Source organism: Dactylosporangium thailandense (genome assembly GCF_059739745.1).
This window is the reverse complement of the sequence record NZ_AP029195.1, coordinates 3,832,728-3,847,398: the sequence shown is the minus strand read 5'-3', so window position 1 is coordinate 3,847,398 and position 14,671 is coordinate 3,832,728. Positions and strand designations below refer to the sequence as shown.

The following is a 14,671-nucleotide window of genomic DNA, read 5'->3' as shown; positions in this document are numbered from 1 at the left end:
CCGCCCGCCGCGTGAGACTGCGGGGCATGACCGACACCTTCACGCCCGCGCTCGGGCGGCTCGGCCCGATCCGGTACTACGACCGCGTCGTGGCCCTGACCCGCGAACGCCTGTGGCGCGCGCTCGCCGCGGCCCATGCCGCACCCCGGGCCGGCGACGTGATCGTCGACGTCGGCTGCGGCACCGGCACGCTCGCGCTGCTCCTGGCGCGGGTCGAGCCGCGGGCCCGCATCATCGGCGTCGACCCCGATCCCGGCGTGCTCGCGGTGGCGCGGCGCAAGGCCGACGACGCGCGAGTGGACATCGAGTGGCGGCTCGGGCGGGGCGAGTCGGTCGGCGAGGGCTCGGCCGACACCGTCGTGTCGAGCCTCGTGCTGCACCAGTGCCCGATGCCGGTGAAGCGGGCCGTCCTCGCGTCCATGGCCGCGGCGCTGCGCCCCGGCGGGCGGGTGGTGATCGCGGACTACGGGCGGCAGCGGACCCGGCTCATGCGGCTCGCGTTCCGCACCGTGCAGCTCGCCGACGGGCGGGCCGACACCCAGCCCAACGCCGACGGGGTCCTGCCCGGGCTGATGACCGGGGCCGGGTTCGCGGACGTGCGCGAGGCCGAGGTGGTGCCCACCGCGACCGGCTCGATCTCCGTCTACGTGGGCCGGCGGGGCTGATCGCGCGGGGCCGGCAGCTCCGCCGCGGGCGGGAGGGGCCGGCGGGGCTGATCGCGCGGGGCCGGCAGCTCCGCCGGCGGTGTGACGGGCCGGTGGGGCTGAGAGCGCAGGGCCGGGAGCACCGCCGCGGGCGTGAGGCCGATCATCTCGCGCATGCGACGGGTGAGGTGGGCCTGGTCGGTGAAGCCGGCGGTCGCGGCGGCCTCGGCGAGCGCCTGACCCGCCCGCAGCGCCTCGGCGGCGCGGGCGAGCCCGGCCCAGACCCGCCAGCGCGGCAGGGGCAGGCCGAGCTGGTCGCGGGCCAGGGCGCGCAGGCGCTGCGGGGACAGCCCGACCGCCGCGGCCACCTCCGGCATCGTCCGGGTGCCGTGCCGCAGGAACTCCAGCGCGGCGAGCAGGCGCGGATCGAGCACGGCCGAGGGGCCGAGGTCGGGCCGGCGCGGCGCGGGGAGGTCCTCGGCGGGGGCGATGCCTTGGCCGTACCGCCGCCGCAAGTCGCAGGCGAAGGTGCTCTGCGGCTCGATGAACCAGGTGTGCAGCCGCGGCGCGGCGAGCATGCGGTGGCGCACCATCGGCGGGACGACCAGGGCGGCGGCCCGGTGCTCGACCCCGTCCGCGTCCACGAGCGCCACGTCACCCCGCACCGCGATCGCGATCTGGAAGGCGGCGTGGGCGTGCATCGCGCTGTCGGTTGCCGGGCCGCGGTACCGGGCGTACCCGGCGCCGACCGTGAACCCGCCCACGCCCCGATCCTGCCAGACCGGCTTTCGCGGCGTCAGGGCCCGGTCGTGAGGCCGAACGTGCGGATCTCGCCCATCACGTCCAGGACGACCTCGCCGGCGTCGACGCCGTACGACCACGGCGGCTCCACGGCCGTGGACCACAGCTTCTCGCCGTCGGTCGTCCACGCGGCCAGCTCCAGCTCGGCCGACATCAGGGCCACGCGCCCGTGCCGCCGCCACTGCCAGAAGCCGAGCGCGGCCTCGTCCTGCCACTGCCGCCGCCAGGCGCCGGAGCGCGCCTCGTACGCGAGCAGCCGCGTCCCGGCGCCGAGGAAGACCTGCCGCCGCTTCGGCACCAGCAGCACGCCGGGCGGGAAGCCGGGCCCGGCGGGGGAGTACCGCTGCGTGACCACGAGCCCGGGCCAGTCGTGCGTGCCGTCCCCGACCGCGGCGAAGGCGAACCCGTCCGCGTCGTCGCCGGGGAAGTCCTCGACGAGCTCGGCGTGGCGGCGGTACAGCCCCAGCATCGCCGGCGGTGCGGCCGCCACGGCCACGCGCAGGTCCCCGGACACGATCTCGACCAGTCCCTCGGATGCGGCGCTCACCGCCAGATCATGCCTGGTCGCGGCGCCCGGCGACGGCTGGTGAGAGCTGATCCACACCGCGGCTCCGGCGGTCAGGACGTCCGCGTGCCCGTGAGCGTTCCGGAGGCCAGGACGTGTCCCGCGACCGCCTGTGGCAGCTGCTTGACGCCGGCGACCTTCGCGAGGTCGATGCCGGTGTCGAGGGCGTAGAGGTGGAAGCGGTAGCGGTGCGGGCCGTGGCCGGGCAGCGGCCGGGGCCCGACGTACGTGGCGCGGCCGAGGTGCCTGAGGAACCGCACGGCCGGGCTGTCCGGTGTCAGGGCCCCCTCGGCCAGGCCGTCTCCGGCCGGTGCGAACGCGGCGACGGTGTGGATGCCGGGGGCGGCGGTCGGGGTGTCGAGGTCCTCGAACACGAGGAGCAGCTCCGCCGTGCCCGCGGGCAGGGCGTCCCAGGCGAGGGCGGGCGAGATGTTGGGCCCGATGAACGGCCCGCAGTGCTTGGCCGGAATGGTCTCGCCGTCGCGGAAGCTGGGCGAGGTGAGCGCGATGCGGTTGCCGGTCGCGAGCTCGGGGGCGTTGGCGATGCTCCGGGCCTCGTCCGGCCGCCGGTTGCGCAGCGCCCGGCCGAGGGGAAGGAGAAGGACTTCGACGGGGTGCATGGTGCTCCTGTTCACGAGTCGGCGATGCGCAGCAGGAGCGCGGCGACCCGGGCGATGTCGTCGCGTTCGGCGTCGGTGAGCTCGGCGAGCCGGCTGTTCAGCCAGTCCCGGCGGTGCTGCCGCGAGGCCGTGACCGCGGCCCGGCCCTGGTCGGTCAGGGTGAACAGGACCTTGCGCCGGTCCTGCGTGCCGCGGGACTTCGTCACGTAGGCGAGCTGCTCGAGCCGCCGGACCGTCTGGCTCATCGAGCCGAGCGTGACCTTCGCGGCCTCGGCGAGGTCGCTCAGGCTCATCCGGTCCTGCTTGTCGAGCACGATGAGCACGAGCAGCGCCGCGTCCGGGACCTCGCCCTCCATCCGTTCGGAACGGAACCGGCTGTAAAGGCGCACGACCGCGCGCCGCAGCTGTGCCCCGACGTCACCGGCCTCGCCACTGTCCCCGCCCACGCCGCACCTCCTGATGCTTAGTACACCATAGCAAATGCTGAGGAGTACTTAGCTTTCCAGGCGCGCGACCGTCTGCTCGCTCCACGCCCCGAGGACCGCGGCCTGCTCGGGCGTGAGGGCGTCGAAGAACTGGCGGCGGATGTTGCCGGCGTGCCCGTCGACGGCGGCCCGCGCGACCCGGCGGCCCTCCGCGGTCAGCCCGACGCCGGTCCGCCGCCCGGGCGCGCCGTCCTGCTCCCGGTCCACCAGGCCTCGGCCCTCCATCCGGGTCAGCATGTGCGCGACCCGGCTCTTCTCCCAGTCCAGGGTCTCGGCGAGCGCGCCGACGCGCATCCGGCGGGCCGCACCTGACCAGCCTGGACACCACCGCGGCCGACGTGGCGCTGGCCCGGGATCTCGGGCTGCGGGTGAGCGTGCACATCCACGGCGGCCGCGCGGTGGCCGAGATGCACGACCGGGGACTGCTCGACGAGCGCACCACGCTCGTGCACGGCAACCGCGTCTCCGACGACCAGCTCGCGATGCTGGCCGACGCCGGCTGCTCGGTCTCGATCAGCCCCGACGTCGAGCTGAAGATGGGCATCGGCGCGCCCGCCACGGGCCGCATGCTGGCCGCCGGCATCCGCCCCTCGCTGTCCATCGACGACTGCCCCTCGGTCGGCGGCGACATGTTCGCCGCCCTGCGCACCGCCTTCGCCGTGCAGCGCGGCCTCGACGGCGGTCTCACGGCGCACGACGTGGTCGAGTTCGCCACGGACCTGCCGGCCCTGCGCGGCCGGCTGCTGGAGTCCCGCGACCGGATCGCCGCCGCGGCCGGCGTCCCGCTCGACGGTTCGTGGGTGCCGGAGGTCCAGGACGGGGTCTAGGAGGCCGCGCACCAGTCGACGAGGACCAGGCCATCCGGGGGCGTGACAGCGGCCGGCCCGGTCAGGCCGAGCACCGTGACGCGGTCGTGCTCGACGGTGCCGTAGCACACGGCGTCGCCGAAGCCGAGCGCGAACGAGCCCGCGACCAGGCCGGGGGAGTCGCGGAAGCGGACGCCGGCGTACTCGTGGTCCGGCCGCCCCAGTTGCGCGCGCATCCGGGGCCAGGGCGGCGGATCGGCGATCGGGCCGATCTCGCGCACGTGGATGCGGTCGAAGCCCACGCCGCGGCGGTGGTCGGCGAGGATCTGGCGGATCGCGGCCCGCCCGGCGTCGATCGCCGGCCGCTGGCGGCATCGACGAACGTCGCGAGCACCGTGGCCATGGCCGTGACTGTACCGTCCGCTCAGGCCAGGTCGAGCCGCAGCCACTCCGCGAGGTCCGCGATCTCGGCCCGCACGGCGGCGGCGAGGCGCTTGGGGAACGGCTCGTCCTCGTGCACCGCGTCCACCCGCAGCACTCCGGCGCGGTGGTCGGCGGCCGCGTCGAGCTTGCCGACCAGCCGGTCGCCGTGCAGGATCGGCAGCGCCCAGTAGCCGAAGCGGCGCTTCGCGGCCGGCTTGAACATCTCCAGCTGGTAGTCGAACTCGAACAGCTCGGTCATGCGCTTGCGGTCGTAGACCAGGCGGTCCAGGGGCGAGAGCAGGGCGGTACGGCCGGAGAAGCGGGAATCCAGGAACGCCGGGTCCACGCGCCACTCGCCCCTGACCCCGTCGACGACGGCCGGCTCGCCCGCCGATCCGCCGCGGGCGATGCCCAGCGAGCGCAGCCGGCGCATGTCGCGCTCGTGCCGCGCCTGCTCCAGCGGCGGCGCCTCCGCGTCCGGGTACACCCGTTCCGCGAGGTCGTAGAGGCGCGGCCCGGCCACGGCCACCTCGCCGCGCTGGATGAGCGCGTCCAGCATCCGGTTCACGTTGCGGTTGTTGTTCCAGCCGGACGAGCGCCACCGCACGACGCAGGTGTCCGGCAGCTCACGCGCCTGCAGCGGGCCGTCGGCGCGCAGCCGGGCCAGGATGTCGAGCCGGCAGCCGGTGTTCGCCTCCACCCAGACGCTCAGCCCCTCCTGCCAGTCGTGCACCGGCCAGGCGTCCATCTCGGCGCGGAACAGGGCGACGTCCTCGGGCGCCAGGATCATGCCCTGCAGCTCGATGAGCGCCTGCTCCTCGAGCGCGTCGCGGAGCCGCTGCGGGTCGTAGGACGAGCCGAGGCGGCTCCACAGCACGAGGTCGGCGCTGCGGGCGACGTACGATGCCGGGTCGTTCTGCAGCTCCCACAGGGCGCGCACGGTATCGAAGAGTCCGGTGGGACGCTCGGCCCCGAGCAGCTGGGCGCGCACCGCGAGGCGGCGGGCGTCGGCGCGGGAGAGCGTGAGCACGGGCCTACGTTACGGTAGCCACGTGGAGATCCGCCTGCTCGGCCCGATCGCGCTCACGGCCGAGGGGCGGGCGATCGACCCCGGTCAGCCCCGGCAGCGGGCGCTGCTCGCGGCCCTGCTCGTCGACGCCGGCCGGGTGGTGCCCGCCGACACGCTGGTCGAGCGGGTCTGGGGCGACCGGCCGCCGGCGCGGGCCCGGCACGCGATCCAGGTGTACGTCTCCCAGCTGCGCCGCCTGCCCGTGCCGATCGGGCACCGGGCCGGCGGGTACGTCGCCGAGGTCGCCCCCGACGCCGTGGACCTGCACCGCTTCGCCGAGCTGACCCGCGCCGGCCGGCCCGGCGAGGCGCTCGCGCTGTGGCGCGGCCAGCCGCTCGAGGACGTGGCGGGGGAGTGGGCCGACTCGGTGCGCGCGGCCTGGCACCGCCGCCGCGTCGACGCCGCGGTCGCCTGGGCGCGCACCGGTGCCGACCTGGACGCCCTGGGCGCGCTCGCGGCCGAGTACCCGCTGGTCGAGCCGCTCGCCGCGGCGCTGCTGCGGACCCTGCACGCCGCGGGGCGGGGCGCGGAGGCGCTGGCCCACTACGGGGTCGTGCGGGACCGCCTCGCCGACGAGCTCGGGGTGGACCCGGGGCCGGAGCTGCAGGAGGTGTACCGCCGGCTGCTCCTGCCCACGCAGCAGCCCGCCCAGCTGCCCGCCGACGCGCGCCGGTTCGCCGGACGGGCCGACGTCCTCGCGCGGCTGGACGCGCTCGCGGCGGAGGACGGCGCCGTCGTGGCGCTCTCCGGCACCGCGGGCGTGGGCAAGACGACCCTCGCCGTGCACTGGGCGCACCGCGTCCGCGCCCGGTTCCCCGACGGGCAGCTGTACGTCAACCTCCGCGGCTTCCACCCCAGCGGCGCCCCACTGCCGGCCGAGGCCGCGCTCGACGGCTTCCTGACCGCGCTGGGCGTGCCGGCCGGTCGCGTGCCCGCCGGCCTCGACGCGCAGTCGGCGCTCTACCGCACCCTGCTCGCCGACCGCAGCATGCTCGTCCTGCTCGACAACGCCCGCGACGCCGAGCACGTGCGCCCGCTGCTGCCCAGCTCGCCGGGGTGCCTCGCGATCGTCACCAGCCGCCACGGCCTCGCCGGGCTCGTCGCCGTGGAGGGCGCGGACCTCGTGCACCTCGACCCGCTCGACGCCACCGAGGGCCGGGCGCTGCTGGCCCGCCGGCTCGGCGCCGACCGGGTCGAACGCGAGCGCGCCGCGGCCGACGTGATCGTGCGCCGCTGCGCCGGGCTGCCGCTCGCGCTGGCGGTCGTCGCGGCGCGGGCGGCCCGGTCCTCGCTGGCGGATCTCGCGGTGTCGCTCGGCGCCGAGGGGCTGGACGCGCTCACCGTCGGCGAGCCGACCGCGGACGTGCGCAACGTGTTCCGGTGGTCGTACGACCGGCTCGGCCCGGCCGCCGCCCGCCTGTTCCGGCTGCTCGGGCTCAACCCCGGGGCCGACATCGGCGCGGGCGCCGCCACGGCGCTGGCCGGACACCCGGCCGCGGCCGCGCTGCGGGAGCTCGTCGCGGCGAACCTGCTCGCGGAGGCGGTGCCGGGCCGGTACACCTTCCACGACCTCCTGCAGGCCTTCGCCGCCGAGCTCGTGCCCGCCGACGAGCGCGACCCGGCCCTGGACCGCCTGTTCGGCCACTACGTCGAGGCGGCCCGCACCGCGACCGCGGACCTGTTCGGCGCCGGCCGCGCCTGGCTCGACCTCGAACGCGCGAACCTCGTGGCGGTGGCCGCCGCGGGGCGCCCCGGGCCGGCGACCGCCCTGGCCGGGCTGCTGCAGCGGTACCTCGACCGGGACCACGCCGCCGACGCGCTCATCGTGCACACGGCGGCCCGGGACGCGGCCCGGGCCGCGGGCGACATCGCCGCCGAGGCCGCGGCGCTGGACAACGTCGGCGTGGCGCGCCGCCGGGCCGGGGAGTTCGAGGAGGCGGAGCGGCATCATCGGGAGGCGCTGCGGCTGTACCGCGCCGCCGGCGACCGCCGCGGCGAGGGCTGGGCGCAGAGCCGCCTCGGCGTCGTGGTGTGGCGGCTCGGCGACTACGTGGCCGCGCGGGAGCACCACCAGACCGCGCTGGACCTGTTCCGCGAGACGGGCGACCGCTACGGCGAGGCGGTCCAGCTCACCTACTTCGGCGTCGGGCACCGCATGGCCGGCGAGCTCGACGCCTCGGTCGCGGCCCACCTGGCCGCCCTGGAGCTCATGCGCGCCGAGGGCGACCCGAGCGGCGAGGCCGACGTGCTGAACAACCTCGGCATCAGCCACCAGCGGCTCGGCCGGCCCGACGAGTCCCTCGACTGCCACGAGCAGGCGCTGCGGCTGTACCGTTCGGTCGGCGAACGAGCCGGCGAGGCCGACGCGCTCAACAACCTGGGCCTGGCCCTGCGCGAGCTCGGACGGTTCGCCGAGGCCGTCGAGCACCACCGCCGCGCCCTCGCCGTGTGCCGCGCCATCGGCGAGCAGCCCCTGAGCATCGAGGTGCTCAACGGCCTGGGCGCCGCGGCCCGGGCCGCCGGCGACCCCGACACGGCCCGGGCGAGCCACGCCGAGGCCCTGGACCTTGCCCGCGGCCTCGGTGACCGGCACGAGCAAGCCGTCGCGCACGACGGCCTGGCCGCGCTGTCCTCGGCCGCGGGCGACCGCGACCAGGCCGTGCGCCATTGGCGGCACGCCCTGGCCATCTATAAGGACCTCGCACTGCCCGACGCCGAGCGAGTCGCCGCCGCCGTGCAGAACCTGACTTCCTGAACCGGCGTATGCGTGACGCCGGTTCCCCCGTTGCCGACGATCATCGCCGCCCGCCCCTAAGGCCCGCTCAAGAAACGCTCAATGCCGGGCTTGGCAACCGGAACCCGGTTCCGTATGGTTAACGGAACCGGGTTCCGTATGTTGTCGAGGGAGGCCGCCCGTGGTGAGCTTCGGGATCATGACCGCGCCCATGCAGGTCGAGTACGCCGACATCGTGCGCGTCTGGCGGGAGGCCGACGCGGTGGAGCAGATCGAGCACGCCTGGCTGTTCGACCACCTCATGCCGATCGGGGGCGATCCCGCCGGGCCGATCTTCGAGGGCTGGACGCTGCTCTCGGCGCTCGCCGCCCAGACCGGCCGGCTGCGCCTCGGGCTGCTCGTCACCAGCAACCGGTTCCGGCCGCCCGCGATGCTCGCGAAGATCGCCGCCACCGTCGACGTCGTGGCCGGCGGCCGGCTCGACTTCGGCATCGGGGTCGGGTCGCGGCCCGGGCATCCGCTCGCGCGGCGCGAGTACGACGGCAACGGGCTGCCGTACCTCGACGCCGCCGACGCCACCGAGCGGCTCGACGAGGCCTGCACGGTCATCCGGCGCCTGTGGACCGAGGACGAGCCGTTCGACTTCGCCGGGCGGCACGTCACGCTCACGGGCGCGTTCGGCAACCCCAAGCCCGTGCAGCGGCCGCATCCGCCGATCCTCGTCGGCGGCCGGGCGAGGGCGACGCTGCGGCAGGTCGCCCGGCACGCCGACATCTGGAACATCCCCGGCGGCGACCTCGGCGACTGCGTGCGGCGCAGCGCGATGCTCGACGGGTACTGCGCCGAGATCGGCCGCGACCCGGCCGAGATCACGCGCTCGATGCACCTGTCCGTCGAGTCCTACGAGCGGCCCGAGCCCACCCGCGAGGCGATCGCGGCGGCCGTCGCGGCCGGGTTCGGGCACATCATCCTCGGCCTGCCCGCGCCCTACCCGCCCGGCGTGGCCCGGTGGGTCGCCGACGAGCTCGTCACCGGCTCGACCGCGCGTCCCGCCGCGACTTGATCAGCGAGGCGACCGTGGTGACGGTCAGGGTGCCGATGATGACGCCGAGGGAGAGCGGGATGCCGATGTGCGGCGCCCACCGCACCGGGTGGCCGCCGTTGACGAACGGCAGGGAGTTGTCCGCGAGCGCCTCGAGGAAGAGTTTCACGCCGATGAAGCCCAGGACCACGGCCAGGCCCAGCGACAGGTAGACGAGGCGGTCGAGGAGGCCGCCGATCAGGAAGTACAGCTGCCGCAGCCCCATCAGCGCGAACACGTTGGCCGTGAAGACCAGGTAGGGCTCGGCGGTGAGCCCGAACACGGCCGGGATGGAGTCGAGCGCGAAGATCAGGTCGGTCGTGCCGATCGCGATGAGCACCACGAAGGACGGCCCGATGAGCCGGCGCGACCAGCGCACCAGCGGGTTCTCCTGGAACTCCTCGTCGTCGGGCTCACCCTGGGTGGCCATCTTCACCGCGGTGTAGACCAGGAACAGGCTGAAGATGTAGAACACCCACGAGAAGCGGCTGATCGCGGCCGCCCCGGCGGCGATGAACGCGCCGCGCAGCACGAGGGCGAGCACGATGCCGACCATGAGCACCCGCTGCTGCTGCGCCCGCGGCACCCGGAACCGGCCGAGGATGATCACGAAGACGATGAGGTTGTCGGCCGACAGGCTGTACTCCGTCAACCAGCCCGCGTAGAACGCCCCGCCCGCGTCGCGGCCCCACATCGACAGCACGAACAGGCCGAAGAGCAGGGCGAGCAGGACGTAGACGCTGACCCAGGCGGCGGACTCGCGCATCGACGGCTCATGGGGCCGCCGGCCGACGATGGCGAGATCGATCAGCAGCATCACGCCCACGCCGGCCAGCGTCGCGGCCCAGACCCAGGCGGAGACGGTCACGACCGACCACCTTACCGCGCGGGGTCTATCGAGGACGGTAAGCCTTCAGGAACACCTCGACGCCGCCGGTTGCGAGGCGCTCGATCTCGGCGTCGTCGGGCGCGACGGTCCCGTACCACGAGTGGTTGTGCACCCGCCCGGTCACCAGCACGCCGAGGAACTCCGCGGCCTCGGCGATCATGAGCCGGAGCAGGGCCGAGCGCTGCGGCGAACGGGCGACCTCGGTCGCGAACGCGCGCCCGAACGCGACGAGCGCCTCCTCGGGATCCTCCGCGGCGCCCTGATGCTGATCCCCCTCTACCCACCAGTCCGCGGTCTCCCGCACGCCCTTGGTGTAGCCGATGAAGGGCTCACGCCTCCCGGTACCGCATCCCGCACTAATGCAGATTGCCGTAGCAGGTGCGGAATCTCTGCTTGACGCCACTGGAACGGCGTTCCAGAATGGCCTTGGAACGACGTTCCAGCAGGAAGGAGCCTGCGATGGTGACGATCATCGGCGCGGGTCTGGGTGGACTCACGCTCGCCCGCGTGCTGCACGTCCACGGCATCCCGGCGACCGTCTACGAGGCCGAGGCCTCGCCGACCGCCCGCACCCAGGGCGGCATGCTCGACATCCACGAGCACAACGGGCAGGTCGCGCTGCGGGCGGCCGGGCTGACGGAGGAGTTCCGCGGCCTCGTGCTGGAGGGGCGCGAGGCCACGCGCATCCTGAGCCGGGACGGGACCGTCCTGCTCGACCAGCCCGACGACGGCACCGGCGGCCGGCCCGAGGTGCAGCGCGGCGAGCTGCGCCGGACGCTGCTCGACGCGCTCCCGGCCGGCACCGTGCGCTGGGGGCACAAGGTCACCGGCGTGCGGGCCCTCGGCGACGGGCGCCACGAGATCGCGTTCGCCGACGGCTCCACCGACGTCGCGACCCTGCTCGTCGGCGCGGACGGCGCCTGGTCGCGGGTGCGCCCGGTGCTGTCCGGCAGCACACCCGCCTACACCGGCCTGTCCTTCGTCGAGACGTACCTGTTCGACGCCGACGTCCGCCACCCGGCCACCGCGAAGACCGTCGGCGGCGGGTCGATGCTCGCCGTCGAGCCGGGCAAGGGCATCCAGGCGCACCGCGAGACCGGCGCGACCCTGCACACCTACGTGGCGCTGTCCAAGCCGCAGGAGTGGTTCGCCGCCATCGACTTCACCGACTCGGCCGCGGCCTCGGCGCGCGTCGCGCGGGAGTTCGAGGGCTGGGCCCCGGAGCTCACCGCGCTGATCACCGACGGCGAGACCCCGCCGGTCCTGCGCCCGATCAACGCGCTGCCGATCGGGCACCGGTGGGACCGGGTGCCCGGCGTGACCCTGCTCGGCGACGCCGCGCACCTGTCGCCGCCGAACGGCGAGGGCGCCAACCTGGCCATGCTCGACGGTGCGGAGCTCGGCGAGGCGATCGCCGCGCATCCGGGCGAACCCGAGGCCGCGCTCGCCGCCTACGAGCGGGACCTGTTCCCGCGCGGCCACGACGAGGGCGCCGAGGCCTGGCGCGACTTCGAGCTCATCTTCGGCGACAGCGCGCCCGGCGGCGTGCTCTCCCTCTTTCGCGGGGAATAGGGCATGATTCCACGCCGTGACTCCGGATCGCCTGTGGCGTTGGATCGGCCGCTCGTCGCACCGCCTGGCCCTGCGGCACAGCCGTAGCGCGTTCGAGGCACAGCTCGGCGGCCGCCCGGGCGGCACCGCGGCGTCGGCGCTGCTCACCGTCATGAGCCTGGTGCTGTACGCGCTGATCGCCGCGATTTTGGCCCTCGGCCTGTGGCTGAGCAGCCTGTCGTTCCCCGGCTTCGGCCTCGTGCCGGGCGTGGTCCTGATCGCCATGGCGGTGGAGCTGCGGCCGCGGTTCGGGCGGGTGCCGAAGTACGCGACCGAGGTCACCCCGGCCGCCGCCCCCGAGCTGCACCGGCTGGTCGGTCAGGTGGCGGCGGCGCTGGGCGCCCCGGTGCCCGCCGTCCACGTCGAGGAGGACGTGTTCAACGCGAGCGCCACCGCGGTCGGGCTGCGCCGCCGGCCCGTGCTGGTGCTCGGCCTGCCGCTGTGGAACGCGCTCTCGGCCCAGCAGCGGGTCGCCCTCCTCGGCCACGAGCTCGGGCACTTCGTCAACGGCGACCCGCGCCGCGGCCTGCTGGTGCAGCCGGCGGTCATCGCGCTGCAGCGGGTCGACGAGTGGCTCGTGCCGGTGCGCATGGGCACGGCCTCGATCGCCACGCGGATCGTGATGGCGCTCGTGACCGGCGTGCTGCGGGCCGCGATCCTGCCGTTCCGCCTCGGCATGGCGCTGCTCGCGGTGCGCGACGGGCAGCGGGCCGAGTACCGGGCCGACCGGCTCGCCGCGACCGTGGCCGGGCGGGTCGCGGCGGCCGAGCTGTTCGACGTGCTGCTGCTGAGCGACAGCGTCCTGATGCTCATCAAGCGCAACGCCCGCGCCGGGCGGCCCCTCGCGGAGTGGCCGGAGTCGATCGCCAAGCTCCTCGTCGAGGTCGGGCCCAACCTGCCGGCCCGTCGGGAGGCGTCGCTGGAGCGGGTCTCGCTGTTCGACTCGCACCCGCCGAACGGCCTGCGGTCGCGGGCCATGGAGGCGCTGGGCGGCGAGTCGGCCGCGGTCGTCGTGTCGTCGGCGCAGAACGAGCGCATCGACGCGGAGCTGGCCGAGTCCAGCGCACGCTCGGCCCGCACCCTCAAGCTGCTCTGACTCAGCCCCCGGGCCGCACCAGGCCGCATTCGTAGGCGAACACGACGGCCTGCACGCGGTCGCGGAGCCCGAGCTTGGCCAGCATCCGCGTGACGTGCGTCTTCACCGTGGGCTCGCTGAGGTACAGCTGCGCCCCGATCTCGGCGTTGGAGCGCCCCCGCGCGATCAGCCCGAGCACCTCCAGCTCGCGCGGGGTGAGCGTCTCGAGCCCGGCGGGCCGTGCGGCGCCCGGCCGCGGCCGACGGACGTACTCCTCGATCATCCGCCGCGTGATCTCGGGCGCCAGCAGCGCCTCGCCCGCCGCGACGGTCCGCACCGCCCCGGCCAACTCCCGCGGCGGTGCGCTCTTGAGCAGGAAACCGCTCGCCCCGGCCCGCAGCGCCTGGTACACGTACTCGTCCTCGTCGAACGTGGTGAGCATGAGCACCCGGGCCCGGCTGCGCCCGCCCGCGAGCAGGCGCCGGGTCGCCTCGATGCCGTCCAGCCGGGGCATGCGGATGTCCATCAGGATCACGTCGGGCGCCAGCGTGAGGGCCAGCGACACCGCCTCGGCCCCGTCGGCCGCCTCGCCGGCCACGTCGATGTCGTCCTGCCCGTCGAGGATCGAGCGGAAGCCGCCCCGCACGAGGGCCTGGTCGTCGGCGAGCAGCACGCGGATCACCGGGGTACCGCCGGCAGCGGCAGCCGCGCGCGGACCGTGAAACCGGCCCCGGGCTCGGCCGCCGTCTCCAGTGAGCCGCCGTAGAGCCCGACGCGCTCGCGCATGCCGATCAGCCCGTGCCCGACCCGGTTCTCGGGCGCCGAGCCGGTGCCGCCCGCGCGCCCGGCGTCGTGGACGCGCACCTGCACGCCCTGCTCGTCGTAGCGCAGCAGCACCCGGGCGGTGGTCGGCGCGGCGTGCTTGAGGGCGTTGGTGAGCGCCTCCTGCACGATGCGGTACACGGTCAGCTCCACCCCCGGCGGCAGCGCCCGCGGCTCGCCCTCCACCACGAGCTCGACCGGCAGCCCGATGCCCGCCATGTGCTCGACGAGCGCGGCCAGGTCGCCGGTGCCGGGCTGCGGCGCGAGCGCGAGGCGGGCCCGTTCGCCGCGCAGCAGCCCGAGCATCCGCCCGAGCTCGGCGACCGCCTCCTGCCCGGTCTCCTGCACCGACCGCAGCGGCGCCCGCGCGCGCTGCGGGTCGCGGTCGAGCAGGTCCTCCGCCGCGCCCGCCTGCACCACCATGACGCTCACGCAGTGGGCCACGATGTCGTGCAGCTCGCGGGCGATGCGGGCGCGCTCGTCGGCCACCGCGGCCGCGATCGCCGTGTCCCGCTCGGCCTCGAGCCGCAGCGCGCGGGCGCGGTCGTCGGAGTGGCTGCGCGCCCGGGCCCGCAGGACCCGCCCGGCGACCAGGCAGGCGGCCAGCGGGACCGCCACGAACGGAACGTTCCCCGCCGTCCCCGACTCCGGGTTGCGCACGAACACGACCACCAGCCCGGCGGCGATCGCGCCGCCGCCGGCGAGCGCCCGGACCCGGTCGGCGTGCCGGGCGACCGAGTAGGCCGCGATCAGGATCGGCAGGAAGTCGCCCCAGATCGTGACGGTCAGCGGCGCCGCGAGCATCGGGCCGCCGACCGCGACCGCGACGGTGACCGCGGTGCCCAGGGGCGCGATCCGCCGCAGCGCGAGCACCGCGGTGGCCACCAGGGTCACGGCGACGACGACCGGCCGCGGGCCGTACGGCGTCGAGTTGTCGAGCCCGAGCGCGAGGTCGATCTGGGCGAACGCCGTGACCACGAGCGCGAACAGCGCATCGAACAGCACACGGGCACCGTAACGGCGGCGGCGGCCCGCACACGTCATCC

17 protein-coding genes are annotated in these 14,671 nt (G+C 75.4%); 6 read left to right on the top strand and 11 right to left on the bottom strand.

All coding sequences use genetic code 11. The features are described 5' to 3' along the window. Window positions 1-26: 26 nt before the first annotated feature. Complete coding sequence (locus tag AC6JBM_RS17325) at window positions 27-665, top strand: class I SAM-dependent methyltransferase (RefSeq protein WP_497984615.1); 639 nt, start codon at window positions 27-29, stop codon at window positions 663-665. On the opposite strand, the gene AC6JBM_RS17320 is transcribed toward AC6JBM_RS17325, so the two are convergent. The 5 genes from AC6JBM_RS17320 to AC6JBM_RS17300 form a co-directional block, all read right to left on the bottom strand. Continuing rightward, window positions 644-1,408 carry a helix-turn-helix domain-containing protein gene (locus AC6JBM_RS17320; RefSeq protein ID WP_497984614.1) on the bottom strand — a complete coding sequence of 255 codons (765 nt, stop codon included), beginning with the start codon at window positions 1,406-1,408 and terminating at the stop codon, window positions 644-646. The two genes, AC6JBM_RS17325 and AC6JBM_RS17320, sit on opposite strands and share 22 nt — an antisense overlap. A gap of 32 nt (window positions 1,409-1,440) precedes the next feature. Continuing rightward, complete coding sequence (locus AC6JBM_RS17315; protein ID WP_350617810.1) at window positions 1,441-1,992, bottom strand: hypothetical protein; 552 nt, start codon at window positions 1,990-1,992, stop codon at window positions 1,441-1,443. Between the two features lie 71 nt (window positions 1,993-2,063). Then, complete coding sequence (locus AC6JBM_RS17310) at window positions 2,064-2,630, bottom strand: YbhB/YbcL family Raf kinase inhibitor-like protein (RefSeq protein WP_497984613.1); 567 nt, start codon at window positions 2,628-2,630, stop codon at window positions 2,064-2,066. Window positions 2,631-2,641: 11 nt separating this feature from the next. Next, on the bottom strand, window positions 2,642-3,076 hold the full coding sequence (locus AC6JBM_RS17305; RefSeq protein ID WP_497984612.1) for a MarR family winged helix-turn-helix transcriptional regulator: 435 nt from the start codon (window positions 3,074-3,076) through the stop codon (window positions 2,642-2,644). Window positions 3,077-3,124: 48 nt separating this feature from the next. Next, on the bottom strand, window positions 3,125-3,409 hold the full coding sequence (locus AC6JBM_RS17300) for a MarR family winged helix-turn-helix transcriptional regulator (RefSeq protein WP_497984611.1): 285 nt from the start codon (window positions 3,407-3,409) through the stop codon (window positions 3,125-3,127). Window positions 3,410-3,453: 44 nt separating this feature from the next. Between AC6JBM_RS17300 and AC6JBM_RS17295 the strand changes: the two genes are divergently transcribed. Continuing rightward, on the top strand, window positions 3,454-3,942 hold the full coding sequence (locus AC6JBM_RS17295; protein ID WP_497984610.1) for a hypothetical protein: 489 nt from the start codon (window positions 3,454-3,456) through the stop codon (window positions 3,940-3,942). On the opposite strand, the gene AC6JBM_RS17290 is transcribed toward AC6JBM_RS17295, so the two are convergent. Beyond that, the gene (locus tag AC6JBM_RS17290; protein ID WP_497984609.1) at window positions 3,939-4,223 is read right to left on the bottom strand and encodes a hypothetical protein; all 285 of its coding nucleotides are present in this window, start codon (window positions 4,221-4,223) and stop codon (window positions 3,939-3,941) included. The two genes, AC6JBM_RS17295 and AC6JBM_RS17290, sit on opposite strands and share 4 nt — an antisense overlap. A gap of 122 nt (window positions 4,224-4,345) precedes the next feature. Beyond that, window positions 4,346-5,374, bottom strand: coding sequence for a DNA glycosylase AlkZ-like family protein (locus AC6JBM_RS17285; protein ID WP_497984608.1), 1,029 nt, complete (start codon window positions 5,372-5,374; stop codon window positions 4,346-4,348). Window positions 5,375-5,396: 22 nt separating this feature from the next. On the opposite strand from AC6JBM_RS17285, the gene AC6JBM_RS17280 reads away from it, so the two are divergent. Both AC6JBM_RS17280 and AC6JBM_RS17275 read left to right on the top strand, forming a co-directional pair. Next, window positions 5,397-8,168, top strand: a complete 2,772-nt coding sequence (locus AC6JBM_RS17280) for an AfsR/SARP family transcriptional regulator (protein ID WP_497984607.1) — start codon at window positions 5,397-5,399, stop codon at window positions 8,166-8,168. A 160-nt stretch (window positions 8,169-8,328) separates the two neighbouring features. Beyond that, entirely contained in the window at window positions 8,329-9,210 is an 882-nt protein-coding gene (locus tag AC6JBM_RS17275; RefSeq protein WP_497984606.1) for an LLM class flavin-dependent oxidoreductase, read from the top strand. On the opposite strand, the gene AC6JBM_RS17270 is transcribed toward AC6JBM_RS17275, so the two are convergent. Then, entirely contained in the window at window positions 9,176-10,096 is a 921-nt protein-coding gene (locus AC6JBM_RS17270; protein ID WP_497984605.1) for a TerC family protein, read from the bottom strand. The genes AC6JBM_RS17275 and AC6JBM_RS17270 overlap by 35 nt on opposite strands. Before the next feature lie 25 nt (window positions 10,097-10,121). Next, on the bottom strand, window positions 10,122-10,421 hold the full coding sequence (locus AC6JBM_RS17265) for a hypothetical protein (RefSeq protein ID WP_497984604.1): 300 nt from the start codon (window positions 10,419-10,421) through the stop codon (window positions 10,122-10,124). A gap of 155 nt (window positions 10,422-10,576) precedes the next feature. Here AC6JBM_RS17265 and AC6JBM_RS17260 point away from each other — a divergent pair, with 155 nt between their 5' ends. Both AC6JBM_RS17260 and AC6JBM_RS17255 read left to right on the top strand, forming a co-directional pair. Beyond that, window positions 10,577-11,689, top strand: a complete 1,113-nt coding sequence (locus AC6JBM_RS17260; RefSeq protein ID WP_497984603.1) for an FAD-dependent oxidoreductase — start codon at window positions 10,577-10,579, stop codon at window positions 11,687-11,689. Window positions 11,690-11,705: 16 nt separating this feature from the next. Next, window positions 11,706-12,824, top strand: coding sequence for a M48 family metalloprotease (locus AC6JBM_RS17255; protein WP_497984602.1), 1,119 nt, complete (start codon window positions 11,706-11,708; stop codon window positions 12,822-12,824). A 1-nt stretch (window position 12,825) separates the two neighbouring features. Here the strand turns inward: AC6JBM_RS17255 and AC6JBM_RS17250 are convergent, their stop codons facing one another. Further along, window positions 12,826-13,485 carry a response regulator gene (locus AC6JBM_RS17250; protein ID WP_497984601.1) on the bottom strand — a complete coding sequence of 220 codons (660 nt, stop codon included), beginning with the start codon at window positions 13,483-13,485 and terminating at the stop codon, window positions 12,826-12,828. Beyond that, window positions 13,482-14,630 carry a sensor histidine kinase gene (locus AC6JBM_RS17245; protein ID WP_497984600.1) on the bottom strand — a complete coding sequence of 383 codons (1,149 nt, stop codon included), beginning with the start codon at window positions 14,628-14,630 and terminating at the stop codon, window positions 13,482-13,484. Before AC6JBM_RS17245 ends, AC6JBM_RS17250 begins: the two co-directional genes overlap by 4 nt. Between the last annotated feature and the right edge of the window lie 41 nt (window positions 14,631-14,671).